The organism is Arthrobacter sp. FW306-04-A, from assembly GCF_044358315.1.
Classification (GTDB): Bacteria; Actinomycetota; Actinomycetes; order Actinomycetales; family Micrococcaceae; genus Arthrobacter.
This window is the reverse complement of sequence record NZ_CP084559.1, coordinates 2,352,551-2,377,508: the sequence shown is the minus strand read 5'-3', so window position 1 is coordinate 2,377,508 and position 24,958 is coordinate 2,352,551. Positions and strand designations below refer to the sequence as shown.

At 60.9% G+C, this 24,958-nt stretch carries 27 protein-coding genes; 16 read left to right on the top strand and 11 right to left on the bottom strand.

Annotated features, from left to right (window positions below; all coding sequences use genetic code 11):
* Positions 1 to 424: 424 nt before the first annotated feature.
* The 4 genes from LFT43_RS10880 to LFT43_RS10865 all read right to left on the bottom strand — a co-directional run bounded on the left by LFT43_RS10880 (position 425) and on the right by LFT43_RS10865 (position 3,752).
* A complete protein-coding gene (locus LFT43_RS10880; protein WP_395796677.1) occupies positions 425 to 799 on the bottom strand; it encodes a hypothetical protein in 375 nt (124 codons plus the stop codon).
* Between the two features lie 11 nt (positions 800 to 810).
* Complete coding sequence (locus LFT43_RS10875; protein ID WP_395796675.1) at positions 811 to 1,896, bottom strand: Fis family transcriptional regulator; 1,086 nt, start codon at positions 1,894 to 1,896, stop codon at positions 811 to 813.
* A gap of 376 nt (positions 1,897 to 2,272) precedes the next feature.
* Positions 2,273 to 2,626 carry a helix-turn-helix domain-containing protein gene (locus tag LFT43_RS10870; protein WP_395796673.1) on the bottom strand — a complete coding sequence of 118 codons (354 nt, stop codon included), beginning with the start codon at positions 2,624 to 2,626 and terminating at the stop codon, positions 2,273 to 2,275.
* Complete coding sequence (locus LFT43_RS10865; protein WP_395796671.1) at positions 2,619 to 3,752, bottom strand: tyrosine-type recombinase/integrase; 1,134 nt, start codon at positions 3,750 to 3,752, stop codon at positions 2,619 to 2,621. The genes LFT43_RS10870 and LFT43_RS10865 overlap by 8 nt, the downstream gene beginning before the upstream one ends.
* Before the next feature lie 477 nt (positions 3,753 to 4,229).
* Here LFT43_RS10865 and LFT43_RS10860 point away from each other — a divergent pair, with 477 nt between their 5' ends.
* From LFT43_RS10860 to LFT43_RS10835, 6 genes are all read left to right on the top strand, one after another.
* Positions 4,230 to 5,336 carry a tyrosine-type recombinase/integrase gene (locus tag LFT43_RS10860; RefSeq protein ID WP_395796669.1) on the top strand — a complete coding sequence of 369 codons (1,107 nt, stop codon included), beginning with the start codon at positions 4,230 to 4,232 and terminating at the stop codon, positions 5,334 to 5,336.
* Positions 5,330 to 5,668: a helix-turn-helix domain-containing protein gene (locus LFT43_RS10855; protein WP_395796667.1), complete on the top strand. Its 339-nt coding sequence runs from the start codon at positions 5,330 to 5,332 to the stop codon at positions 5,666 to 5,668. Before LFT43_RS10860 ends, LFT43_RS10855 begins: the two co-directional genes overlap by 7 nt.
* On the top strand, positions 5,658 to 7,175 hold the full coding sequence (locus tag LFT43_RS10850; protein WP_395796665.1) for a recombinase XerD: 1,518 nt from the start codon (positions 5,658 to 5,660) through the stop codon (positions 7,173 to 7,175). Before LFT43_RS10855 ends, LFT43_RS10850 begins: the two co-directional genes overlap by 11 nt.
* A 68-nt stretch (positions 7,176 to 7,243) precedes the next feature.
* Complete coding sequence (locus LFT43_RS10845; RefSeq protein ID WP_395796663.1) at positions 7,244 to 7,789, top strand: hypothetical protein; 546 nt, start codon at positions 7,244 to 7,246, stop codon at positions 7,787 to 7,789.
* 39 nt (positions 7,790 to 7,828) lie between these two features.
* Entirely contained in the window at positions 7,829 to 8,248 is a 420-nt protein-coding gene (locus tag LFT43_RS10840) for an alpha/beta fold hydrolase (RefSeq protein WP_395796661.1), read from the top strand.
* An 85-nt stretch (positions 8,249 to 8,333) separates the two neighbouring features.
* The gene (locus tag LFT43_RS10835; RefSeq protein WP_395796659.1) at positions 8,334 to 9,146 is read left to right on the top strand and encodes a hydrolase; all 813 of its coding nucleotides are present in this window, start codon (positions 8,334 to 8,336) and stop codon (positions 9,144 to 9,146) included.
* Between the two features lie 29 nt (positions 9,147 to 9,175).
* Here the strand turns inward: LFT43_RS10835 and LFT43_RS10830 are convergent, their stop codons facing one another.
* On the bottom strand, positions 9,176 to 9,808 hold the full coding sequence (locus LFT43_RS10830) for a LysE family translocator (protein ID WP_395796657.1): 633 nt from the start codon (positions 9,806 to 9,808) through the stop codon (positions 9,176 to 9,178).
* A gap of 119 nt (positions 9,809 to 9,927) precedes the next feature.
* Here LFT43_RS10830 and LFT43_RS10825 point away from each other — a divergent pair, with 119 nt between their 5' ends.
* Both LFT43_RS10825 and LFT43_RS10820 read left to right on the top strand, forming a co-directional pair.
* The gene (locus tag LFT43_RS10825) at positions 9,928 to 11,454 is read left to right on the top strand and encodes an LCP family protein (RefSeq protein WP_395796655.1); all 1,527 of its coding nucleotides are present in this window, start codon (positions 9,928 to 9,930) and stop codon (positions 11,452 to 11,454) included.
* Between the two features lie 123 nt (positions 11,455 to 11,577).
* Positions 11,578 to 12,450: an SGNH/GDSL hydrolase family protein gene (locus LFT43_RS10820; RefSeq protein WP_395796653.1), complete on the top strand. Its 873-nt coding sequence runs from the start codon at positions 11,578 to 11,580 to the stop codon at positions 12,448 to 12,450.
* Positions 12,451 to 12,458: 8 nt separating this feature from the next.
* Here LFT43_RS10820 and LFT43_RS10815 read toward each other — a convergent pair whose 3' ends face one another.
* Positions 12,459 to 12,878, bottom strand: coding sequence for a VOC family protein (locus LFT43_RS10815; protein ID WP_395796651.1), 420 nt, complete (start codon positions 12,876 to 12,878; stop codon positions 12,459 to 12,461).
* Between the two features lie 217 nt (positions 12,879 to 13,095).
* On the opposite strand from LFT43_RS10815, the gene LFT43_RS10810 reads away from it, so the two are divergent.
* From LFT43_RS10810 to LFT43_RS10800, 3 genes are all read left to right on the top strand, one after another.
* A complete protein-coding gene (locus LFT43_RS10810; RefSeq protein WP_395796649.1) occupies positions 13,096 to 13,758 on the top strand; it encodes a LysE family translocator in 663 nt (220 codons plus the stop codon).
* 319 nt (positions 13,759 to 14,077) lie between these two features.
* On the top strand, positions 14,078 to 14,476 hold the full coding sequence (locus LFT43_RS10805) for a DUF3054 domain-containing protein (protein ID WP_395796647.1): 399 nt from the start codon (positions 14,078 to 14,080) through the stop codon (positions 14,474 to 14,476).
* Between the two features lie 61 nt (positions 14,477 to 14,537).
* Positions 14,538 to 14,819 (top strand): Lrp/AsnC family transcriptional regulator, encoded by a 282-nt coding sequence (locus LFT43_RS10800; RefSeq protein ID WP_078108932.1) that lies wholly within the window; start codon positions 14,538 to 14,540, stop codon positions 14,817 to 14,819.
* 27 nt (positions 14,820 to 14,846) lie between these two features.
* Here LFT43_RS10800 and trpD read toward each other — a convergent pair whose 3' ends face one another.
* Positions 14,847 to 15,905: an anthranilate phosphoribosyltransferase gene (trpD, locus tag LFT43_RS10795; RefSeq protein ID WP_395796645.1), complete on the bottom strand. Its 1,059-nt coding sequence runs from the start codon at positions 15,903 to 15,905 to the stop codon at positions 14,847 to 14,849.
* Between the two features lie 112 nt (positions 15,906 to 16,017).
* On the opposite strand from trpD, the gene LFT43_RS10790 reads away from it, so the two are divergent.
* The 4 genes from LFT43_RS10790 (at position 16,018) to LFT43_RS10775 (ending at position 20,389) form a co-directional block, all read left to right on the top strand.
* Positions 16,018 to 16,692 (top strand): heme-copper oxidase subunit III, encoded by a 675-nt coding sequence (locus LFT43_RS10790; protein ID WP_395796643.1) that lies wholly within the window; start codon positions 16,018 to 16,020, stop codon positions 16,690 to 16,692.
* Between the two features lie 88 nt (positions 16,693 to 16,780).
* The gene (locus LFT43_RS10785) at positions 16,781 to 17,569 is read left to right on the top strand and encodes a c-type cytochrome (protein WP_395796641.1); all 789 of its coding nucleotides are present in this window, start codon (positions 16,781 to 16,783) and stop codon (positions 17,567 to 17,569) included.
* 98 nt (positions 17,570 to 17,667) lie between these two features.
* Positions 17,668 to 18,738: a Rieske 2Fe-2S domain-containing protein gene (locus LFT43_RS10780; RefSeq protein ID WP_395796639.1), complete on the top strand. Its 1,071-nt coding sequence runs from the start codon at positions 17,668 to 17,670 to the stop codon at positions 18,736 to 18,738.
* On the top strand, positions 18,716 to 20,389 hold the full coding sequence (locus tag LFT43_RS10775) for a cytochrome bc complex cytochrome b subunit (protein ID WP_395796637.1): 1,674 nt from the start codon (positions 18,716 to 18,718) through the stop codon (positions 20,387 to 20,389). Before LFT43_RS10780 ends, LFT43_RS10775 begins: the two co-directional genes overlap by 23 nt.
* 104 nt (positions 20,390 to 20,493) lie before the next feature.
* Here the strand turns inward: LFT43_RS10775 and LFT43_RS10770 are convergent, their stop codons facing one another.
* Positions 20,494 to 21,285: a GntR family transcriptional regulator gene (locus LFT43_RS10770; RefSeq protein ID WP_395796635.1), complete on the bottom strand. Its 792-nt coding sequence runs from the start codon at positions 21,283 to 21,285 to the stop codon at positions 20,494 to 20,496.
* Positions 21,286 to 21,449: 164 nt separating this feature from the next.
* Here LFT43_RS10770 and LFT43_RS10765 point away from each other — a divergent pair, with 164 nt between their 5' ends.
* On the top strand, positions 21,450 to 21,743 hold the full coding sequence (locus LFT43_RS10765; RefSeq protein ID WP_395796633.1) for an HPr family phosphocarrier protein: 294 nt from the start codon (positions 21,450 to 21,452) through the stop codon (positions 21,741 to 21,743).
* Positions 21,744 to 21,861: 118 nt separating this feature from the next.
* On the opposite strand, the gene LFT43_RS10760 is transcribed toward LFT43_RS10765, so the two are convergent.
* From LFT43_RS10760 to coxB, 3 genes are read right to left on the bottom strand one after another with little or no spacing between them, the layout of a single operon-like run.
* Positions 21,862 to 22,263, bottom strand: coding sequence for a cytochrome c oxidase subunit 4 (locus LFT43_RS10760; RefSeq protein ID WP_265977369.1), 402 nt, complete (start codon positions 22,261 to 22,263; stop codon positions 21,862 to 21,864).
* Complete coding sequence (ctaD, locus tag LFT43_RS10755; RefSeq protein WP_395796631.1) at positions 22,260 to 23,978, bottom strand: cytochrome c oxidase subunit I; 1,719 nt, start codon at positions 23,976 to 23,978, stop codon at positions 22,260 to 22,262. Before ctaD ends, LFT43_RS10760 begins: the two co-directional genes overlap by 4 nt.
* Before the next feature lie 10 nt (positions 23,979 to 23,988).
* Positions 23,989 to 24,861, bottom strand: a complete 873-nt coding sequence (coxB, locus tag LFT43_RS10750; RefSeq protein WP_395796629.1) for a cytochrome c oxidase subunit II — start codon at positions 24,859 to 24,861, stop codon at positions 23,989 to 23,991.
* Between the last annotated feature and the right edge of the window lie 97 nt (positions 24,862 to 24,958).

Sequence of the window (24,958 nt, the reverse complement as noted above, 5' to 3'; positions counted from 1 at the left end):
ACCGCGGAAGGTGGCCGGAACACGCCCCTGCCAGGTGGCTTTGCTGTGAAGGACAGATTTCGTTACCGTCCGAACTGGGGCTTGCCTGGTTGGGCCGATGGCGAGCAGGCAGGTGCGCCGGTATTGGGTTTCTCTCGGCAGAACATTCAGCCTGGAGACACAGTTCGCGCTGTAATCGCGCCTTTCTTCTTTGAAGGTGTGCCGGCTTGGCGGGATGTAGCACCGGGCGATGAGCTGCGCATGTATGAGGGTTCACGCATCTGTGGGCATGCCACCGTGATGTGGGTGAGGCCCTCTACCTGGCCTATGGCAGAGGAGGACCAAGAACGGTTCACTCGCTGGGTCGAAACCGGATAACTGGCGGGTCAACGATCAGCGTCAGCGTGATGGCGCCCATACGCCGCCAACAATCGGGCGCCAGCAATTAGGGCTGCCATTCGATTCGTGGTGGCATCGAGATCACGGAAATTTCCCCGAAGTCTCCGTCCATCGACCAAAGGGCGTCGTCGAACTGCAGAACTTCGAGGGATCCGTAGTCTCTTTCCCCATTAACGTCGGTTGTCGACCTCGCCTTGCCCTGTGCGGTCCAGTGGAGTTCTCTGACGGTTGAGAACACGAGGCTACCCCGTTTGTAGCAGTACTGCTCGCCGGGTAGCGGACCTCTGTAGTCCGGGTGGCTTTCTCTGAGAACGACATCCAGGACCATTTCCAGTCGTCCCGGCGTCGCGTTTATCGACAGGATCCAGCTGTCTTCGAGATATACGTCTTGGAGCTGATCAAGTTGCCAGTACGGCTTCATTCTCTTTGTCCCTACTGTGTTTGGTTTCGCGCCTGCGTTGTCGAGTCCATGTATTGGGCGTAATTGGCTGAGGAGTCGATCGCGTGGCGTTCGATGGTGGTGGGGGAGTATCCGAGGGCTTCGGCAATGATGGCCACGGGTGCGAGCTTGGTGAGTTCGTGAAGTGTTCCGAGTCTGGCCGCGCGGCTGCTGAAGGCCGTGCTGAGGCGTTGGGTGAGGGTCGAGGCCCGCAGATGCCTTCCGGGAGAGCCCCCGCGGAAGACCCAGTTGCTGTTGGGGTGCGCGGCTGTCTGATTATGTGTCGGGGCATCCGCGAGCTCCCGCCAAGGCTCATCGAGTGGATGCGTGAGGGCAATCTCGACGGTTCCGAGGGTTATGGCGACGAGTTCCTCTGTCACCACGACGTTGTCCCAGGTCAGTTTCACGATGTCGGAGATTTGTTGGCCGAAGATCAGCACAAGTATTCCGGCCGCGCGGTCACGCGGGGTCATGTCCTTCGCGTGGCTTAGATTGTGTACGGCTTCTGCTTGCCGTGTGGCATCAAGTCGTGGACTCGTGCCGCGGCGGTGGGGCTGCAGCTTCAGTGAGGGGTCGATGAGGCTGGATTTGGTTGCCCAGTCGATGAAGCGTACTGCGATGCCCCGCGTGGTCGGGCCTTCTGCTTGCCAACGGTCCATGTGTGCTTGAGTGATGGCGGCGAGGTCGGTGTCGTGTTCGGTGAGCCAGTTCAGCAGGTCGATAGCCACGGTCACTGATTGCTTGGCCCTGAGAAACGTGCCTTGTGTGACTTCGTCCATCTGGTTCATGCGGCGTTGGTGGTGCCAGCGGATGTAGCGGCGGACGATGTCGCGGTGGTTTGGGGTGATGATCCGGTCGAGCGCTTGCTCAGCCCAGCCGGTGAATCGTGTGTTGAGTTCGTCACGGCGCGGCAGAACATTGTGTTCGACGAGGAGGCCGCGGACGTATTCGCGGGTTGTCGAGGTGGGCAGCTGGTCGAGGCTGGCATGTGTGATGACAGGGGATGCTGCCAGTTCTTGGAGGAAGGTGGTGACGTGGGCCTGCTGGATCCAGGTGAGGCCGCTGTTAGCGCGTTTCATGGACTTGAGGGCTGTCGCAATTGCCTGGAGCTCGGGGGAGGGGGCTTGGTCTTCAGGAGTGAGGAGTCGGTCGACTGTTGCTGAGAGTACGCATGCCCAGCAGCGGTTTCCTGAGTGAAGTTCGTCTTCGTTGCCGCAGCCGATGCAGTCGACGTTGAGTCTGACGCCTGAGCATTGGCGACAAGCAGGGAGCATGTTCACGCGGCCGGGCAGGACGCCTTCGTGGCCGCAGGCGCAGGTGCCTCGGGTTCGTTTGGCTTGCTGGTAGCAGTAGCCGCAGATTCCGCTGTCTGGCCAGCGAACCACGATCTGGTGGTGTTCTGTGCAGCGTCCGCAGGGTTCGGGCCATGTTGCAGGGTCGCTGGCCTTCCGGGGTCTAGGCATCTTCGTCCGGTGGTAGGACACGGATCCGGCGCGTGACCGGTGACCCGGGCTGGATTCCCAGGTCTTCCGGCTTCTTCGGTGCATTCGCTGTCTTGGCAGCGCGCATCTGGACGTAGGGTTCAAACAAGTCGTTGGGTGTGCATTCGAGGATGTCGCAGAGCGCTGCGAACGTCTGGGCGGGGATGCGTTCGGGTGTTCCAGTGACCAGGCGGTGGACCTGGGCGTTGGAGAGATTTATGCCGCGTGCCTTCAGCAGGGGGAGAAGTTCGGTGGTTTTCCATAGGTTGCGTTGGGCCATCAGTTGCCGAAGGTTCCAGCGGTAGCCGATCCGTCGCTGTTCAGCCATGGCCGTTCCCCTCGTCAGTGCCGCCGCTGCGTAGCCGCTGGGCGATCATTTTTTGGATGGTCTTCTGTTTGAAGTCCGCCGACACGGAAGTATAGAGGGCTGTGGTGGAGGAGTAGCTGTGCCCGACCTGTTGCTGTATGAACAGCGGGTCGTAGCCGGCCTCGATCAGATGCGTTACGTATGAGTGCCGCAGCGTGTGCAGGGTCAGTTCCTCCGGGAGCCCGGCGTTTTTCCTCACGCGCTGAAAGGAGCGGTCGAAGTTGCGGTAAACCGTGGAACCGGAGCGTTCAGAGGGCCACAGGCTGGCGGACCGGTCGGCCGTTGGGAAACGTTTGCGGCCGTCAGGGGAGAGCCAGTACTCCAGGAGCCCTACCACCCAGTCGAACTCTGGGACCGTCAGTACTGTCCGGCGGCGGGGCCCTGAGCCCTTGGTTCCCTTGGCCCAGCGCACCTGGAGTGCTCCGAACCGGCCGAAAGCCTCAACGTGAGGGTTGGGCCCGAAATCGACATACTCGAGCATCGCCAGTTCGCGCCGGCGAAGCCCGTAGGCATAGGCGATCTTGAAAGCCGTCGAGTCTCGCAGCGCAGGAAGCCAGCGCTTTGAACCCTTGACGAATTCGGTGTCGACCAGGTCGTCGGCGGCATCGAAGAACGTCTGGAGTTCGGCCTTGGTGAACGCTCGGCGGCGTGCTGGCATGGCATCGTCGGTGGTGTGGCGGGGCGAGTTCCACTCGAAGACGACCTGCACAGGGATGTCAGCAAACACCCATTCGCAGAAGGCTGCCCACCCGTAGCGGCCGTCAGTCAGGTAGGAGCAAAACGCCCTGATGGCACCGGAATTGGCACGCAACGTCGACAGTGCCAGACCTTTGTCGGAGCTGCGACGGTCGGCCAGGAACTCATCCACGTGATGCGCCGACCATGTCCACGGATATTCATTCGCATGCTCCTGAAAGCGCTGAACCGTCCCGCATGAGCTCTTGATATACGACGTCGAGAGGCCACGGGCCAGCATCTGGGCACGCCAGCCATCCAACATCGCCTCAAAGACGCGATCCTCAGCACGCAGCAACCCGACATTCGCGTTGGTCAGAAAGGCCGGAATCCGTCCGGCTTCATTATTCACGAACCAAACTCTACGCAAGAATCTCTCATCTAATGAGAGATTACGCCGCTAATCCGCATGACTACGCATGAGCCGAAGCGGCACTCGCTTGGCATGTGCCATCCCAAAGCTAAGCCTGACCTGCGAAAACACGGGAAAACGCGTATGGACGGGTTCTCTAATCTGTTTGAACTCGTCCTACTTTAACGCCGATAATCTACATTATGTAAAGTAATAGTCTGCGTATCTCATCAGATGAATCAATTCGCCCGAATCCCCTGGATGCGCCGGGACGGGCTCACTCACCCCGGGATTGCGCGGATTCTTGCACCCCCGCAACCCTGACGGGCAGCTTCCCGGACAATCCAGACGGCTGCGTGTGGTTTTCTGTGACGGCGTGAGACGCGCCTCTGACCTGCGGTTTTGTCGTGATGATGCGTTTGATGAATCATTGATTCAAATTTTGAGCATGATTCTGGCGTGATTTGGAGGCGAAAAATGGCGGTTGATGGGTCCGGGCGCGTGCTGCAACTGAGTGCTGTTCGGCTGCTGCATCCCGAGGAACAGACGCTCGAGGACATGCTTACGGGCTGGCGCAACCAGCAGCTCTCCAGGAACCTTCAGTTCGACACGATTGATAAGGGCATCGGATGTGTCCGAAGGTTCGTGAACCATGTGAACGAGTTCCCGTGGAACTGGTCACCGGCCCATGTCGAGGAGTATTTCGGTGACCTGCGCTCGATCCATCAACTGAAGCACTCCACGATCCGCGGTTACCAGTCCGCCCTCCGCCGGTTCACGTCCTACGTATCCAACCCCGACTATGGCTGGGACCAGGTCTGTGAGCAGCGCTTTGGCACACACCCGTCCCAGGTCTTCTTTGACTGGAACACCGCTGCGCACACTCAAGAGTACGAAGGGCGTCCTTCGAAGCGGCCGTTCACCAAGGCTGAACTGCAGATGCTGTTCGACCATGCGGATGACCAGGTCGAACTCATCGCGGCCTCAGGCAAGAAGGGCTGGAAAGCAGCCTACCGCGACGCGGTCATGCTGAAAGTCACCTACTCGTACGGGCTCAGGTTCAACGAACTCCGGCACCTGCAGACCATCGATTTCGCGACCAACCCGCAGGCGCGGAGGTTCGGAAAAACAGGCGTCTGCAAGGTCCGCTTCGGCAAGTCACGCAAGGGCTCCCCTCACAAACCCCGCAGCGTGCTGACGGTCTTCGACTGGACCGCCGGGGTCATCGAGGACTGGCTCGCCAACGGGCGGGGAACGCTTGAAACACTGGACCTGTTCCCCAGCGAACGCGGCGGTCTGATCTGCGAATCCACCCTGCTGCGCCGGCTCCGGCGTTACCTGGACGAGCTGGGACTGCCACTGGATGGCCTGGATCTGCACTCACTGCGACGCTCCTACGCAACACACCTCCTGGAGGACGGATGGGATCCTAGATTCGTGCAATATCAAATGGGCCACGAACACGCCTCCACCACCGGGATCTATCAATTCGTCAGCGACGACTTCCACAACTCCACCCTCCGTGCGGCCCTGGACCGCACCATGGACGAAGTTCTGGGCGTGCAGATGAGGGGCCAATGGTGAGACGCGAAGTCGAATACAAATGGCGGCTTTCCGAGCTCATGGCAGCACGGGGACTACACAACACGACCAACCTCATCCCCCTGCTGGCCGAGCGCGGCATCACCTTGTCCCGGCCACAGGTCTACCGGCTCGTCAACCAGAAGCCCGAACGCGTCGCGCTGCAACTCATCGCCGCGATCTGTGACATCTTCTCCTGCGGCCCCGAAGACCTCATCACGGTGACAGCCGCCGACGCCCGCACCCGCAAGACCGGCACCAGCGCTCCCAATGTCGTTGACCTGAACCGCACCGTCCGCCCGCGGCGGGCCCGCATCATCGACGATGGGCACTGAGGCTCCAGAGGGGCTGACTCCCCGCAACACCAGCCGCGGCCGGCCGCGCACCACCGGAACCGCCACTTGCGTACGCTGCGGCAGAACCGCCGGCCGAACACGCGCCACCTGGCCCGAAGGCAAAATCTGCGGACCCTGCTTCACCACCGCCACCCGCACCCACGGGACCTGCCCTGACTGCGGCCAGCACCGGCTGCTCCCGGGCCCTCCCGAGACCATCGGTGGGCCGCGATGCGCACCCTGCGCAGGCATCCCCCACGACTTCCACTGCGGCCGCCGCGGTATTGAGGGCGAGTTCTACCGACTGGGTATCTGCGCCCGCTGCGCTCTCCGGGACGACCTCAACGACCTACTGCTCACAGACCCTGCCGATTCAGGAATGGCGGGCAGAATCGTTGAGGTCCTCTGCAAGGCAGACCGGCCCGAGAGCATCATCACCTGGAAGCGCTCCCCCAAAGTCCAAGCCCTCCTGTCCTCACTCTCAAACGGGACAACACCTTTGACCCACGAAGGACTCAACGCCCAGGCCAAGTCCGCGGAACGAGAAACCAACCACCTGCGGGCACTGTTCGTCCACCACGGACTCCTCCCCTACCAAGACCCGCACCTGGCCCGGTTCGAGTCCTGGATCGAAGACAAGCTCCGCCCCTTGCCCGAACAGGTCGCAAGACCTGTCGAGCACTTTGCCACATGGCACCACCTACGGCGCATCCGGTCCACGACAACACCGGAAACAAGCGCCCGCGGCCCGGTGCACTCGGCCAAACAAGAGATCACCGAAACCGTCAAATTCCTGGACTGGCTCTGGCAAACCCACCAAAGAACCGCAGCCACCTGCACCCAGCAAGACATCGAAACCTGGCTCGCCACCGGACCCACGACGAGGAAGGCCATCCGCACCTTCATCGTCTTCATCAACAACACCGGAACAAACACCCGCGTGGAAATGGGCCATTACACCGCCAAAAACCGCCCGGCAATCACCCAGGACCAACGCCTGGCCTGGCTGCGGGAACTGCTCACCGGCACCAGCGAATCGCTGCCCTACAGACTCGCCGGGATCCTGCTGCTTCTCTACGCCCAACCGCTCGTGCGGGTAGCCAAACTCCGCGTCGAGGCCGTCGAGGCCAACGAAGGCAGCGCGAACATGAAGATCGCCTTCGGCACGCATCCGGTCCCCGTGCCCCAGCCCTTCGCGGAACTACTTCAAGAACACCTGCGAAACCGGCCGAACCTCAGAACCGGATCGGACACCCGAAGCCCCTGGCTCTTCCCCGGAACCCGAGCCGGACAGCCACTTCACCCCAACACCATCATGGACAGGCTCCGCAGCCTCGGCATCGACCTGCGCGGCGCGCGAAACACCGCCCTGGACGAACACCTCACCCTCACACCGCCACCACTGGTCGCGGACGCACTCGGCTACAGCCACCAAGTCGCATTCCTTCACGCCGACGCGGCAGGCGACGCATGGTCCCGCTACGTCGAACGACGCGCCAAGCTCTGACAAGTTCGTTTCGGCACCCAGGCAAGGCAAAGCGATAACTCATCTGTGTTTTCAACTACGGTTTCATAATGATCGCTGAATTCATGAGGGACGGGGCTCGGTCCCTCCCGACGCATCCAACGCCGTCAGAAGTGACCGCGCTGAGGGTGTGGCACTGCAAATACAAGTCACTTGAGGGCCTATCGGATTTCGTAAACCTGAAGACCCTCGTCATAGCGACCTATCCAAATGCAGATTTGGCACCGCTAACCGGTCTGAGCGCTCTTGAATATTTAAGTATCGTGCACCTGCCGAAAGTCTCCGAACTGGCTCCGCTGAGCCAGTTGCAAGAACTAAACACGATAAGGCTCCACACCTTGCCGAGTTGGGACTCGTCCGGGAAGCATACGACAGTTCGGTCTCTGGCACCTCTAGCTGATTTGCCCGGGCTGGCTCATCTCGAACTCTTCGGCGTCTTGCCCGAAGACAGCACACTTCACGACTTGGAGAACTGCCCATCTCTGGAGTCAATTCGCGTCAGCAAGTACCCGGAAGGGGAGGCCGACCGCTTTTACCAACGGAGCGGACTGGCTAACTCCTTCGCGCCGTCTCCAGATGTTCCTGGCTGGACCTGACCACTAGTGACGTTGAGGTGCAAAATCGTCGCTGATCCAATGAATACGCCAACATTCAATCCGCAGGGATGCCACTATAGTTGCACCAGCACCGCCCTGGACCGGGGCGGCGTGCCCGAATTTCTGCGCCAGTGGAGCAGCGCCGCAGGCCGTGAGGTCGATCCGCAGGGTGCCGCAGCATTTCTGGCCAACGACCCCGCCGCCCTGCGCGCCTACTTCCGGCGCTGTGAGGACGAACCCGGAATCCCGGAAGCGGATCTCCGGAAGATCGACCTCCCCACCTTGCTGCTCGCCGGCACGGAGGATCCGCCCCGGCAACGGGATTCGGAACGGACGGCCCGGCTTATGCCCAAGGCCAAATTCCATGCTTTGCCTGGCCGTACTCACGGCCAAACCCTGATTCCCGCCAACCCCGTCCTCAACATGGTTAACTCATTTATTGGATCGACTCGAGAGTAACGAGCCGAGAAACGGTCATCACTCCCCCAAAGTCGCGATCGTGTGCGCAGGGAGCAGAAGAGATGACGCAAAGAAGGGACTCATAGTGCTGATCTGTGCAACGTGTGCCGTCGAATACGAGGAGCCGACCCCGGCGGTCTGCCCGATCTGTGATGATCAGCGCCAGTATGTACCCGCAAGCGGACAGCGCTGGCTCAAACTGGACGAACTGGAACAGGATGGCCAGCACACTGTAGTGAAGGAGAACGAGCCGGGGCTGATAGGGATCACTACCGAGCCCGTAGTGGGGATCGGCCAGACCTCGCAGCTTGTGATCACGCCAGCGGGTTCGCTCCTATGGGATCCGGTAGGCTACCTCGATGGCAGCGCTGTGGACGCCGTGCTCCGCCGGGGCCCCGTCCTCGCAATAGCAGCAAGCCATCCGCACATGTTTGGCGCGCAACTCGAATGGTCCCACCGCTTAGGCGGGGTTCCGGTACTTGTGGCCGACGCCGATCGCGACTGGCTAGGGCGAACCGGACCCGCCGTCGAATTTTGGTCCGGCAGCCGAACGGTCGCCGAAGGGCTCACACTGCACCAGACCGGGGGTCACTTCCCTGGCAGCGCGGTAGCTCACTGGGCTCGCGGGGCAGACGGAAAGGGAGTAATACTGACCGGCGACAGTGTGTTTCCGAATCCCGACCGCCGCTCCGTCGCGTTCATGCGCAGCTACCCGAATCACCTTCCGCTCTCCGGCGCAGTGGCGCTGCGAATCGCCAGGCAACTCGGTGAACTCGAATTCGATCGGATATACGGCAACTTCAACAACATGATCATTTCAGGGGCTAAGACCGTGCTGCATGATTCCGCGCAACGGCACACGGCATGGGCAGGTGGAGACTTTGACCATTTGACCTGAACCTGGACGGTGCGCTGGCACCGCCTCTCTTAGCTACTCGCTGAAACCGCAGTCCCCACGCCTAGCGCCGCGAGAATCGCAGCGGAGGTCCGTTCCAAAGCTTTGGTCACGGCTGGCCGTTTCAGCCAGAGTACGGCCTTGGTAGCCACGAAGGACAGGATTCCGAGGTAGACCATCGAGATCGCAAAGTCGATGACACCGAGCATCATCGTCAAGCCGAATGATGCTTCACCGGACGGCAGGAACTGGGGTACAACGGCGAGGAAGAACAGCCCAACCTTCGGATTGAGCAGGCACGATACGAGCCCGGCGAAGAAACTTGAGCGTAGTTGGCCGCTGACTCCAGGGCCGCCCTCTTGTTGCGGTGCTATTTGCGAGCGGCGGCTGTGGACAAAGGCGCTGACTCCCAGGTAAATCAGGTACAGACCACCGATGATCTTCACGACCCTGTAGGCCTCGGCCGACTGCTCGAGCAGGGCCGCAAGTCCGATGCCCACAAGACCTGCCCAGAAAATGCTGCCGAGCGAGGAACCGAACGCCGCTGAGAGGCCGGCTTTGACGCTTGACAGGCTGCACCTGAGCACGAGGAAGGAGTCCGGGCCAGGGGTAAGGGCCAAAATAGCGCACAACCCGACAAACGCCGCCAGTGAACTCAGAGTCATCTTCCCATTCAACCATTCCCGGAGATTTGTGCTGCTCGCAGCGGGGCGCACGGAACCTTCCCAGACGTCCCCGCTACAATGGGGGCCGTCCGTCATTCCCCCGGAGAGGTAGTCCCCTTTTGGTAACTCGCCACGATGCACCCAACCCGGAATCGGGTCAGTCCGCACCTGTCGCCTATCCGGGGCAGGGCAAATTGGCTACCCGCAGCCGGCGTTTCAGCTATCGTCGGGCGCCGCGCTGGTTCAAAATCACGAGCGCAGTGGTGGCCGTCCTGCTGCTCGCCGTCGTCGCCTTCGGTGGATATTGGGTGTGGCGGCTTCAATCCAACATTTCGACGTCTGCCCTGGGTGCCGGTGGCCACAGATCGGAAGGCCCGGCAGATGACCGGAAGGACCGTTTGCAGATTCTCATTCTCGGCACCGACACCAGAAGCGGCAAAAACGGACAATTCGGGACGGCGGACCAGTCATCCGGATATGGGCAATCCGACGTGATGATGCTGCTCGATATTTCCGCAGACAACAATCACGTCAACGTCATCAGCCTTCCTCGGGACCTGCTGGTCGACGTCCCTGCCTGCACTGACAACAAGACCGGACAGCACTACGCAGAACGCCAGAACGCCATGATCAACAGCGCGATGGCCGAAGCCGGCATTGGCTGCGCCGTGGACACCGTGAACAAGCTGACGGGCCTGGAGATGGACCACTTCATGATGGCCGACTTCAACGCAGTCAAAGAACTCTCCAATGCGGTCGGTGGGGTGGACGTCTGCGTGAGCTCGGCCGTGAACGACCCGGACTCTGGACTTCACCTGCCCAAAGGCACCTCGCAGGTCCAAGGGGATCAGGCCCTCGCCTTCCTACGCACTCGCCACGCATTTGCCGATGGCGGTGACCTCGGCCGAATCAAGGCCCAACAGGCGTTTCTTGGCTCGCTGACCCGCAAACTCAAAGCCGATGGAACACTCGGCAACCCGCAGAAGATGCTGAGCATCGCCGACACAGTCACCAAAAACCTGACCGTCGACGACGGCCTTGCTTCCGTTCCTGCTTTGCTGACCATCGCCGACCGACTGAAGAACATAGACCCGGCAAAGGTCAACTTCATCACGTTACCGAACGTGCCAGCGGCGTCAGATCCAAACAGGCTCGACCTCGATCAACCGGCTGCCAGCAACTTTTTTGCGGCCTTGAAACAAAGCGCTGATCTCAGCCAGCCTGCGGCTAGCGCTGCTCCCTCCCCTGCTCCGACCACCGAAACTCCGAAAGCGGCCTACAACAAGGCGCTTCAGCCGATCACTATCGCCAATGGAACAGGCGTGAGCGGCAGGAGTCAGGACATCGCAGCGCTGCTCTCCTCCGGTGGCTTCACGAAGGTGGCCCGGATTCAGGGCGATGCGAGGCCGCAAACCATGGTCTACTACGGTGCCGGGTTTGCCGATGTCGCCGCGGACGTTGCTGCCATGTTCGGGTTGCCAGCGGCGAGCGTGCAGCAGGTCCCCAGTGTCCAGGGAGTCCAGCTTTACGCCGGGCAAGACTTCGCCACAGGGAGCAAACCGACGCTTCCGGCGCCCAAGCCGAACGATGTGGTTGCCCAGACCGCCCAAGACCAGACGTGTCAGGCGACCAACCCCGCGGGATAGCCGGAACACAACGCCACTGCGAGCACCAACGGCCGGACTGCCGACCGGGCGATCTTGACGGAATCTTTGCAGTGGTCCCGGGCTTGTCTGGTGCGGCGGCTGAATGAGGGTCAGTATGAGACCATGAGCGATTCCAGCCAGGAGCACGCCGACCCCGGCCGCCCCGTGACTGTGCGCCAGGGCCTGCACCCGTGGAATCGATTTGTGGCAATCGGAGACTCCTTCACGGAAGGAGTGGGCGATCCGGAACCGCGCAACCCGGGCGGCCTCCGAGGCTGGGCCGACCGCGTTGCGGAAGAGCTCAGCGAAGGCCATCCGGAATTCACCTATGCCAATCTTGCAGTCCGTGGTCTCCTGTTGCGCCAGATACTCGACCGCCAACTGGGGGCGGCGATGGCACTGCGGCCTGATCTGGTAACACTTTCGGCAGGAGGCAATGACTTGGTCTTCCGTGGAAGCGATCCCGACCGCTTGGCGAATGACCTGGATCCCGCCGTAGGAGAGTTGGTGGCCACAGGTGCCACCATCGTGCTTTTCACCGGTCCGGATTGGGGGTCAACCCCGGTTCTGAGGCACAACCGACGCAAGGTTGCCGTCTTCAACGAAAATCTTCGGACAATTGCAAGCCGCTACGACGGCGTGGTTGCGGATCTGTGGGCGCTGCAGCAGTTGGCAAGTCCGACAATGTGGGACCCGGACCGCTTGCATTTCTCGCCCCTGGGACACCACACAGTGGCGATGATGGTTCTGAAGTCCCTCAATGTCGAGAACTCCCTGAGTCCATCTGAACCTAAGACATTGCCCGCGAGCAGCTGGAAGGAAGCCAGGACAGACGACATCGTTTGGGCGAGGGAGTACCTCGCGCCATGGGTACTACGGCGCATCACCCACCGGGCACCGGTCCAGCCTCTGGTGGCAAAGCGACCAGAGGCTGGACCTGTTTTTACCGCCGGGGTTTGGGACGGCGGCGCCGCGCGAAAGCGGCTACTACCTTGAGGTTCCCGTTACTGGGGCTGCTCCCCCGTGACGTTGACCAGCCACGCAATTCCGAATTTGTCGGTCAGCATTCCGAAAATATCTCCCCACGGCGCCTTCTCCATCGGTACAGTTACCGTCCCGCCGTCGGCCAGTCCATCCCAATAGCCGCGAAGCTCGGCTTCATCGTCTCCGCTGAGGGACACCGAAATGTTGTTGCCCGGGCTGTAGTCCATGCTGTTGGGAGTGTCTGCAGCCATCAATAGCAGTCCGTTGTCGGTCTTAAGCGCCGAGTGCATGATTTTGTCGCTCTCGGCTGGGTCTTCGCTGGCGTGGAACTCCGCGAAGGTGCTCTGGGTCAGCTCTCCACCGAAGACCGACTTGTAGAAGGCCATGGCCTCCCCGGCACTGTCCCGAAAGCTGATGTAAGGATTGAGGTTCGTGGTCATTACATGGCTCCTCAGTTGTTGTGGCAGCGGATTCAGCTGCCTTTGCGTCATGCTAACAGCGCCTGCCTGAAGCATCCACAGGGACTTAATCCGGGCCGGACGCCGATCCCAGGCGCCGTCGTACGTGTAAAACCCGGCCGCTGCTTCCGGCCGTGAATCAAACCACAGTCACGTAGTCAGGAAAACAATGCCCGACGGCGGCTGGCTACCATAGAGCATGACCATCCCTGCCGCTTTGGCTTCCTTCGCCGTTGTTGCCGCGTTGCTCACGATCATTCCAGGAATGGACACGGTCCTCGTGCTGCGCACTGCCATCAGCCAGGGCCGGATTCCGGCGTTCGCCGCAGCCGGAGGGATCTGCACAGGCACGATGATGTGGGGTGTTGCTGCCGCCGTCGGCGCGTCCGCTTTGCTCGCTGCTTCGGAAGCCGCATTTCTGGTCCTCAAATTGGCTGGTGCCGCCTATATGGCGTGGCTGGGCCTCTCGATGCTGATCAAGAGTTTCAGGCGAGTGCCCCCCACCTCAGCTGCGGACCTTGCCCCGGCCAGGGCCGAATCCAGGCCGCAACCCCGGCCGGCAAGCGGACGTTCTTCATGGCTCACTGGCATCACGTGCAGTCTGCTGAATCCCAAAGTAGGAGTGTTCTACATGGCGATGATCCCGCAGTTTTTGCCGCCGGACGCTCCGCCGCTGCTGATGGGCATACTTCTGCCGACCGTCCACAGCATTGAAGGAATCTTGTGGTTCGCGGGCATCATCGCCGCAACCCACTTTGCCCGCAGATGGCTCCAATCACCTGTGGTGGGCAAAGTCACGGACCGCATCGCCGGCGTCGTACTCATCGGGTTCGCGGCCAAAATCGCCACAGACCGGGGTTGACCCGCCCCCTAAGTTTATCCAGGAGGAGCCGAACACCGTTCAAAATTGAAGAACAGGAGGCCGGTGGATCGAACCTTCCTGTCGGCTCGCTGCCCAACGGCCGCGAGTAGAAACCGGCTGCCCGGTCGAGGTCAACGGCCCGCTGGGCAACCTGGATCAACCTCATTATTTGCCGCCAGGGACTGGCTTCGCTCTAGGTTTGGTAGCCACATCTTCCGCGCCGCATTGCTTAAGTTCAAGGCCTTGTCACCGGGCGTTCGTTCCAGGACCTGAACCCTTCGGTTAGAGTTCGGCATCCGTGCGGGATAGGGTCGTTTCCATGCCTGCTGCAAAAGCCACCCTGGTCCGGACTGCCCTCGTCGCTGTCCTCGTCGATGCCGTTCTCATCCTGGTTTTCGCGGCCATTGGCCGGGACGCACACCAGCGAGCCGATGTCCTGACGGGGGTCTTCTCGACGGCCTGGCCGTTTCTTGCTGGTGCCGCGATCGCGTGGCTCTGCGCGAGGATCTGGCGGGTGCCCTTTGCGATCTGGCCGTCCGGCGTCGCTGTATGGATCGGAACCGTGGCCGGCGGCATGCTGTTGCGTGCAGTTACTGGCCAGACCGTAGTGCTTGCCTTCATCATCGTTGCTTTGATCAGCTTGGCGATCTTGCTTCTTGGCTACCGTGCGGTGATCGCCCTTGTGACCAGGGTTCGTCGACCGAGCCGTCAGCCCTGAGCGCCAACCCATGCACTAGGCTTGCATCGTCCACTGCTGCACTTCGGAAAGGCCGCCCCCAGTGATCACCGCTTTTGTCCTGATCAAGACCGACGCTTCACGGATCCCGGAGACGGCCGAGGAGATTTCCGCCATCCAGGGCATCAGCGAGGTCTACTCCGTCACGGGCGAATGGGACCTTATTGCCGTTGCACGTGTCGCCAAGCATGAGGAGCTGGCAGACGTCATCGCAGACAAGCTCTCCAAGGTTCCTGCAGTGGTTCACACCACCACGCACATCGCGTTCCGGGCATACTCCCAGCACGATCTGGACGCCGCTTTTTCCTTGGGCTTCGAGCAGTAGACGCCGACACCCTGCCGCCTGGCCGGCTCAGTTTTGAGTGAGTCCGACCCAAGTGTCCAGCACCCGGGCAGCTGCTCCGGAGTCAATGGACTCGGTGGCCCGCAACCAAGCCGATTTCATGCGGTCCAGGAATGGTCCGTCGGCAGAAGTGTCGAAGGCAACCAAGCCGGCAGCCGCGTTGAGCAACACGGCATCTCGGACCGGGCCCGGCTTCCCGCCCAGTACTTCGCGCACGACGGCGGCGTTCGCCTCGGCGTTGCCGCCTCGGAGATCCGCGACGGTTGCCAAGGCGATCCCCAGGTCGGCCGGCGAGAACAGCAGTTCGGTGACTTCCCCGTTCCTGATTTCCCATACCGTGGATGGACCCGTGGTGGTCAGTTCATCGAGGCCGTCTCCTCCGCGGAATACCAGTCCGCGACTCCCCCGGCGTGCCAGGACCCCTGCGATCAGCGGTGCCATGGTGGCATTGGCCACCCCAACGGCAGATGCCTGGACATGGGCCGGGTTGGTCATTGGTCCCAGGAAGTTGAAGGCCGTGGGGATGCCGAGTTCTGCCCGGACAACTCCGGTATGCCGGAATGACGGGTGGAATACCTGCGCGAAACAAAAAGTGATTCCAGCCTCTTCGGCGTTGCGGGCAACGCGCTCGATCGGCAAGTCGAGCCTCACGCCAAGCGCTTCCAGGACGTCCGCGGAGCCTGACGAAGACGACGCCGCCCTGTTTCCATGCTTGACGACGCGCGCGCCCGCGCCCGCGGCCACGAGTGCAGCCATGGTGGAGATGTTGACGGTGTTGAGTTGATCGCCACCGGTGCCCACGATGTCCAGCTTTTCGCCTGGGATACTCACGGGATTGGCGTTGGAGAGCATCGCCTCAACCAGTCCTGTGACTTCCTCCACAGTCTCCCCCTTTGCGCGCAACGCAACCAAGAAGCCGGCAATCTGGGAAGGAGCGGCCTCCCCGGACATGATCGTGTTCATGGCCCATGCGGTGTTCTCGACCGAGAGGTCATGCCCTTTGATCAGGGCGGAGATGAGTCCGGGCCACGAGTTGCTTGCCTGCTGTGCAGATGCCTGTGAAGTCACCACTTGATGCTAGCGATCCACCCTGCTCCATGACCAATGCGAAGCACTCCGGGAACTTTTCCGCGCGAATTCGCGTGTTTGTAGAAAAAGTCCCCCCAAAAGGCGGTTCGCATTGGGAAGTCCGGACTTTTACAGACATAATGTCTTTGTGACATCTGCGACCCATGCCCCCAGTACCCCGGCGCACCCGACGCTGAATCGCCCCAATCTGGTTTCCGTTGGAACCGTTGTGTGGCTTTCCAGTGAGTTGATGTTCTTCGCCGGTCTCTTTGCCATGTACTTCACCCTGCGCTCGACGTCAGGTGCGTTGTGGGCCGAAGAAACCGGCAAGCTCAACTTCCCGTTTGCGCTTGTCAACACCATCGTCCTTGTGGCCAGTTCCTTTACTTGCCAGATGGGTGTCTTCGCTGCCGAGCGACTTGAGCCGCGCCGGCGAGGCGGTTTGCTGCAGTTGACCCGCTGGGGCATGACCGAGTGGTTCATCCTGACGTTCATCATGGGTTCCTTCTTCGTTGCCGGGCAAACCACCGAGTACGCCATGCTCGTTTCCGAGCACGTCACCCTTTCGGCCAACGCCTACGGTTCGTCGTTCTACATCACGACCGGCTTCCATGGTCTCCACGTCATCGGCGGCCTCATCGCCTTCCTGTTCATCATCGGTCGCGCTTACGCGGCCAAGAAGTTCGGGCATTTTGAAGCGACCTCGGCAATCGTCACCTCGTACTACTGGCACTTCGTGGATGTTGTGTGGATCGGGCTCTTCCTGGTCATCTACGTCCTGAAGTAGCCAAGCACTGACTCTTGTTCCGCAAGAGGATGAATTTTCAAGAAGCGGCTCGCGGAGCCGACGCAGGATCGAATAAAGGAACCACCACGTGAAGGCACTCTCGCAGAAGCGACGTCATCCACTGGCAGCCATTGCGCTGCTGCTGATGGGACTCCTCGTCACTGGTGGGCTTTACGCCGTTGCCACAACGGTCAACCAGGCGAAGGCAGACACCACTACCTTCAGCGCAAGCGACGCCCAGGAGGGTGGCAAGCTCTTTGCCGCCAACTGCGCCACCTGCCACGGCATGGGCGCCAGCGGATCCAAGGACGGCCCCTCGCTGATCGGCGTCGGTGCGGCTGCGGTTGACTTCCAGGTTGGCACCGGCCGTATGCCCATGCAGATGAACGGACCCCAGGCACAAGAAAAGCCGAGGCAGTTCAACGACCAGCAGACGCAGCAGCTGGCGGCTTACGTCGCGTCGCTCGGCGCCGGCCCGGCCATTCCCGATGCAGCGCTGCTTGACGAAAAGGGAGATGCCGCCAAGGGTGGCGAACTCTTCCGCGTGAACTGCGCTATGTGCCACAACGCCGCAGCTGCCGGCGGTGCATTGACCCGGGGGAAGTTTGCTCCGGCACTTGCTGGCGTCTCGGGCCAACACATCTACGAAGCCATGGCAACCGGTCCGCAGAACATGCCCGTCTTCAACGACGCCAACATTTCTCCTGAGGGCAAGCGCGACATCATCACTTTCCTGAAGAAGATCGAAGCCAACGGTTCGCCGGGTGGCGCCGACCTCGGTTCGCTGGGTCCGGTTTCCGAAGGCCTCTTCGTCTGGGTTGCAGGCCTCGGCGTCATCATCGCCTTCACCATCTGGCTGACGTCGCGTACGTCTTAGTCCAGACGCACTAAAAGCTTCTGCTGTCCCCACAGCAGTTTTGAATTGAACATCAACCCGGTTCCGGCCGGGACAACGAGAGAAGGATGAGGCGAATTATGGGCAACCATAGTGACGGCAGTCCGAACCACTCGGGCACCGTAGCTACGGCTGGTCAGAATGTTGTGGAGAAGTTCCAGGATCCTGGACTTCCTCCGCACCGTTTGCGCCTGGCTGACACGGACCCGAGAGCCGCTAAGCGAGCCGAACGACAGGTAGCCATACTGTTTGGCATCTCGGTCATCGGCACGGTGATCTTCCTGGTGTCGTACTTTGCCATCGATCTTGGGCAAGACTCCACGATCGCAACGATCCGTACACAAAACCTGTTGCTTGGCCTTGGCACCGCATTCGCGATGCTCGGGATCGGCACCGGCATCGTGCACTGGGCCAAGGCCCTCATGCCGGACCACGAGGTATCGGAAGAGCGCCACGCCATCCGTACCGAGGAAGACCGCCAGGCCGCCGTACGGATCGTCGAGGACATCGTCGAGGAAACCGGCATCAAGCGTCGCCCCCTGATCCGCAACACCCTTTTGGGTGCTGTGGCACTGGCACCCCTCCCGGCCCTGGCCGTTTTCGGTGACCTTGGACCCCGTCCGGACGACAAGCTCGCACACACCATGTGGGCACCCCAGGGTGGCAAGCTCAAGCGCCTCACCCGCGACCCCGACGGAACTCCGATCAAGGCATCGGACGTAACCATCGGTTCTGCGTTCCACGTGATCCCCGAAGGACTTAACGAGCTCCAGGAAGGCAAGCTGAACGCGAAGGCCAAGGCTGTCGTCCTGCTCATGCGCCTCAACCCGGGCGACTTGACGATCTCCAAGGGCCGTGAAAACTGGAGCTACAACGGAATTGTTGCCTACTCCAAGATCTGTACCCACGTTGGTTGCCCGGTTGCTTTGTACGAGCAGCAGACGCACCACCTGCTGTGCCCGTGCCACCAGTCGACCTTCGACCTCACCAAGGAATGCAAGGTTGTCTTCGGACCCGCCAGCCGTCCGCTCCCCCAGCTGCCCATCGCGGTCGACGCTGAGGGCTACCTCGTAGCCACGAGCGACTTCAAAGAACCTGTAGGACCGAGTTACTGGGAGCGTGACGAGCATGAGCGCCTCATCAACAGCTGAAGTCCCCTTCGCCCCGAAGACCAAAGTTGGCCGGATCACGGACTTCGTTGACGAGCGCGTCGGCGGATCCGGAATCCTGCGTGAATTCGGCCGGAAGGTCTTCCCCGACCACTGGTCCTTCATGTTCGGTGAGGTGGCGCTGTATTCCTTCGTCATCCTCCTTATGTCGGGTACCTTCCTGACGTTCTTCTTTGACCCGTCCATGGCTGAGACCCACTACTCGGGTTCATACACTCCGCTGACAAATGTCGAAATGTCCGTGGCATACAGCTCCTCGCTGAACATTTCCTTCGACATTCGAGGTGGCTTGTTCTTCCGCCAGGTGCACCACTGGGCGGCTCTGCTGTTCGTGGCCTCCCTTGGTGTGCACATGCTGCGCGTGTTCTTCACGGGCGCCTTCCGCAAGCCGCGTGAAATGAACTGGGTTGTGGGTGGTGTCCTATTGATCCTGGCCATGGCTGAAGGTTTCACGGGATACTCCCTCCCCGACGACCTGCTCTCCGGTAACGGCCTGCGAATCATCGACGGCGTCATCAAGTCCATCCCGGTGATCGGGACGTACATCTCGTTCTTCCTCTTCGGCGGTGAGTTCCCGGGAACGGCGATCATCGGCCGCCTGTATGTGCTTCACATTCTGCTGGTGCCGGCCATGATTCTTCTCATGATCGTCATCCACCTTTTCATGGTGGTTGTCCACAAGCACACGCAGTACCCCGGCCCGGGGCGCAACGACGGCAACGTCGTTGGTTACCCGCTCGGACCGGTTTACGCTGCGAAGGCCGGCGGCTTCTTCTTCATCGTGTTCGGTGTCGTCGCACTTATGGCTGCGATGTTCACTATCAACCCGATCTGGAACTACGGGCCGTACGACCCCTCCCCTGTGTCGGCCGGTACACAGCCTGACTGGTACATCGGATTCGTCGATGGGGCACTTCGTCTTATGCCGGGTGTCGTCAACGACTTCCACTTCGAGTACGTCATCTTCGGCCACGTGCTGACGCTGAATGTCCTGCTCCCGGCTTTGGTTCCTGCCGGCATCATTTTCACGGTGCTCTTCATGTACCCGTGGATTGAACGCTGGATCACCAAGGACAACCGCGAGCACCACGTCCTCGACCGTCCTCGGAATGCCCCAACCCGCACCGCAATCGGTGTCGCAGGGTTCACCTGGTACTGCGTCATGTGGGCCGCTGCAGGTTCGGACCTCATTGCAACGCACTTCCACGTTGCCCTGAACGACGTGACGTACTGGCTGCGTACGCTGTTCTTCCTTGGCCCGATCCTCGCATTCGTGGTGACCAGGCGCGTGGCACTTGCGCTCCAGCGCAAGGACCGCGAGATCGCCTTGCACGGCCGCGAAACCGGTCGCATCGTGCGCTTGCCTCATGGGGAGTTCATCGAGGTACATGCACCGCTGGACGACTATAAGCACTACAAGCTCGTCGGCTTCGAGTCGCCCGTCCCGCTGCCGGCTGAGCCGAACGAGCACGGCGTGGTCACTCCGAAGGAAAAGCGCCGCGCGGCACTTTCCAAATGGTTCTTCGAAGACCGTGTTGCTCCGGCAACGCCGGCCGAGCTTGAAGCCGCGCACGGACATGGCCACCATGAGGCCATCGAGTCCGGCGAAGAGCACAAGAGCCTGAGCCATTAGTTCTCGGCGATAGCAAATGACAGAGGGTCCCGTCCGCATTGGACGGGGCCCTCTCTCATTGTCTGTGTGTACCGGCTGTTGGTCCGCTCCCTGATGCTTTGAGGCTAGTGGGTACGATACCCCGTGGACTGGCTTCGCGTGGACCGAACGCCCGGGCGCTGCAACGGGACCCACAACTTATACCGGTCAGCCCTGTAGTAGGAGACGGAATAGTCCACCATGGCGCGTGCGACGAACGCGTGACGTTGAATCTTGAGCAGCGGAGTGCCGACATCCACGTTCAAGAGCCGCGCAGTCGATGGCGAAGCTGCTGTTGCTTCGATCATGTCCTCGCCCCATTCCATGACGAGTCCGTACTTTTCGCTTAACACGTTGTACAGCGAAGTGGGAGGCGCTCCGTCCAAAAGGCCCGGCACGCGATGGGCGGGGATGAAGTTCTCGTCTACGCTCATAGGCTCGTTGTCTGCGAGCAGGAGCCGTCGGAAGCGAACCAAAGGAGTACCCTCCTCCAACTGGAGTTCCCGCGCCAGGAAGGCACTCGCGGCGATCTGCTCGAAGCTCAAAACCTTCGCTGCCGGAACCATGCCGCGACGCTGCATTTCCTCGCTGTAGGACGTGAGCTTTACTTGGAGGTCCAGCTTCGGTTTGCGGACGAAAGTTCCCAGGCCAACCACTCGTTCAATGACCTCTTCGCCGACGAGGGCATCAATCGCCTGCCGCACCGTCATTCTGGCTAGTCCGAAACGTTCAGAGAGGTCCCGCTCCGAGGGCAAGGCAGCACCGGGCTTGCAAGACTCCGAGATGTAGGTTCGCAGGATCTCGCGCAGTTGAACGTAGATAGGAGTGCCGTTCTTGCGGTCGATCTCCCCCGTGATACGTGCTGCTTCAGCAGGCATGACGGTTTCCGGCCCCGAAATCTTCCATGAAACAAGCGTAGGCCATTCTACCCGCAGGTCTAGACCAGCTGGACGCTGTGAACGGTGCCATCGTGTGGCGGCGCTACGCTTGTAAGGATCAAAATCGCAGTCGGCTTTTGGCCGTCCGAGTCAAAGGAGCCGGTTTGCCCGAGCACAAAGCCAAGGTCGCCGCAGAGATTGGCCTCCATGCACGGGCAGCCGCCGTGTTTGTCCGTGCGGTGACGGCCACCGGGCTCCCGGTGACCATCCGGAAACCCGGCCAGCAAGCGGTCGATGCCAGGTCTCTTCTTGAGGTCATGACGGAGGACTTCGGCCATGGCTGCGAGGTGGTCCTATCCGTCCCGGGAGAACCGCTACCGGCTGGTCGCACTCTTGAAGAGGTTACTGACGCGCTAGCCGCCCTTTCGGCCGTCTTGGAGGCCGTAGAGGGACGCTGAGCGGGGCAAACGCACAGGCACGGCCCCGGGAAGGCGTGCCGGCGGACACCATCCTCATACGACAACGACGGCGGGCCCCACCAATTGGTGGGGCCCGCCGTCGTTGTTCAAGATGCTTCTAGTGCGCGTGATCTCCACGGCTGTATTCGAAGACCCAACCGACCAAGGCTACGAGGGCCAAGCCAGCGGCAACGAACGTAATCCAGAAACCTATGGCGAGACCAAGGAAGCCACCGGCACAAGCCAATCCGAGGACCAGCGGCCACCAGCTCCACGGGCTGAAGTGTCCCTGCTCGCCGGCGCCTTCGTGAATCTCGGCGTCCGGACGGTCTTCCGGACGCATACCGACACGCTTGCCTGTGAAACCAAGGTAACCGCCGATCATGCCAGCCAGGCCGCCGACCAGGAGAATACCCAGCGTGCCAACCCACTCAGACCAGTGGGTCAAGAAACCGTAGGCCAGCGCAACGGGGACGAAGAAAAACGACCCGGCTCCAAAAATCCATGATTCGATCTTCACTTGGCGTCCTTCTGATCAGCATTGCCGAGCAGTGTTGCTCCCGGCTCAGGCGACTGTGCTGTGTGGTGCTGTGCGAGCTCCGGGTGGTGCAGGTCCAGGGCCGGACGCTCGGAACGGATACGGGGAAGCGAAGTGAAGTTGTGCCGCGGCGGCGGGCAGGACGTAGCCCACTCGAGCGAGGCTCCGAAGCCCCAGGGATCGTCAACTTCAACCTTCTTGTTGCTGCGCCAGGTGATGTAGACGTTCCAGAAGAAGGGCAGGAGCGACGCACCGAGGACGAAGGATGAAATCGTGGAGAACTGGTTCATCCAGGTGAAGTTGTCCTGCGGCATGTAGTCCGCGTAGCGACGCGGCATGCCCTCGACGCCGAGCCAGTGCTGGATGAGGAAGGTGCCGTGGAACCCCAGGAACAGAAGCCAGAAGTGGATCTTTCCCAGGCGTTCGTTGAGCATCTTGCCGGTCCACTTGGGCCACCAGAAGTAGAAGCCTGCGAACATGGCGAACACGACCGTACCGAAGACCACGTAGTGGAAGTGTGCCACCACGAAATACGAGTCCGAAACGTGGAAGTCAAGTGGCGGGGAGGCCAGGATGATGCCCGTCAGGCCACCGAAGAGGAATGTGACCAGGAAGCCGATGCTCCAGAGCATGGGCGTTTCAAAGGTAATAGAGCCCTGCCACAGCGTTCCGATCCAGTTGAAGAACTTCACGCCGGTGGGTACGGCGATCAGCATCGTCATGAAGGAGAAGAACGGAAGCAGCACAGATCCAGTGACATACATGTGGTGGGCCCACACGGTCACCGACAACGCCGCAATGGCGATTGTCGCGTAGACAAGGCCCTTGTAGCCGAAGATCGGTTTGCGGCTGAATACCGGGAAGATCTCGGAAACGATGCCGAAGAACGGCAAGGCAATGATGTACACCTCGGGGTGGCCGAAGAACCAGAACAGGTGCTGCCAGAGGACAGCTCCGCCGTTCTCCGGATCGAAGATGTGGGCGCCGAAGCGGCGATCCGCACCGAGTGCGAAGAGCGCAGCGGCGAGGGGCGGGAACGCCATGAGGACCAGGATGGCCGTCACGAGGGTGTTCCAGGTGAAGATCGGCATGCGCCACATCGTCATGCCCGGAGCGCGCATGCAGATGATGGTGGTGATGAAGTTGACAGCACCCAGGATGGTTCCGAAACCGGACAGCGCGAGGCCGAAGACCCAGAGATCGCCGCCGACACCCGGCGTGAATGTCGTGTTCGACAACGGCGCATAGGCGAACCAGCCGAAGGATGCCGCACCCTGCGGGGTGATGAAGCCGGACACGGCGATGGTGGAGCCGAAGAGGAAGAACCAGAAGGCCAGCGCGTTCAGTCGCGGGAAGGCAACGTCGGGGGCACCGATCTGCAGCGGCATGATGACGTTGGCGAAGCCGGCGAAGAGCGGCGTCGCGAACATCAAGAGCATGACAGTGCCGTGCATCGTGAAGAGCTGGTTGTACTGTTCTTTGGTCTGCAGGATCTGCATGCCGGGTTCGAACAGCTCTGCACGGATGAGCAGAGCCATGACGCCGCCCAGGCAGAAGAACACGAAGGACGCGATCAGGTACATGTACCCGATGGTCTTGTGGTCAGTGGAGGTGATCCAGTTGACGACGATGCGTCCCTTGGATTTGGGTACTACCGGAGACTCAAGGACTCCGGCGGATTGAGTGTAAGTAGCCACGTCGCTTCCCTTAATTCTTCTCGTTCAGGTTCGGGTTGCGGTCGTACTTCGAGTCGAGAAGACCGGTGTTGCCGCTCTGGCGAAGCTGGTCCATGTGAGCCTGGAACTCAGCCTCGGAAACGACCTTCACGCGGAACAGCATCTCTGAGTGGTATTCACCGCAAAGTTCGGCGCACTTGCCGTCATAGGTTCCCACCTTGGTGGGGGTCAACCTGATGTAGTTGGTCTTGCCGGGAATCATGTCGCGCTTCTGCAGGAAGGCGGGGACCCAGAAAGAGTGAATGACGTCGCGCGAGTTCAGTTCCAGATCAACCGACTTGTTGACCGGAAGGTACAACGTGGGGAGCTTCTCCTTGTCCACATCGTTGCCCGTGAGGTGTGCCTGAACGCCTGCCTCGTGGAGGTCCTCGGTGACGACCGAGCCCTTCACGTAGTTGAAGTCCCACGCCCACTGCTTGCCGCGGACGTCAACGACGACGTCGGCCGGCTGGGAGCGGTCATCAATTGCGCGCTGGTCCTGGTCGGTGAAGTAGAAGAACACCAAGACCATGAACAGCGGAATGGTCAAATAAAAGACCTCCAGAGGGAGGTTGTAGCTAAGCTGCTTCGGAAAACCCGTGGTGCCCTTGCGGCGGCGGTAGGCGATGATGCACCAGACCAGCAGGCCCCAAGTAATAATGCCGACGACCAGGGCGGCGATCCATGAGTTGACCCAGAGGTCCATGATCCGATCGGTGTGGTTGGTGGTGCCACGCTCGGTGGGCAACCAGCCCTTCTCTACCTCTGGTGAACATCCGGTCAAAACCAACGCGCCGGCTAGTGCCAAGCCAGTGATCGAGGTGATCTTTATGCGTCGGCTGCCGGTTCGGTTCTGCGAACTCACAGACGGCCCTTCCTCTTGTTGCTGCAGCCCGGCAGACCAAAGGCCCACCGGGCACACTAAAGTTTTACTACCCGATGTAGAGCTTACCGCTACCGAG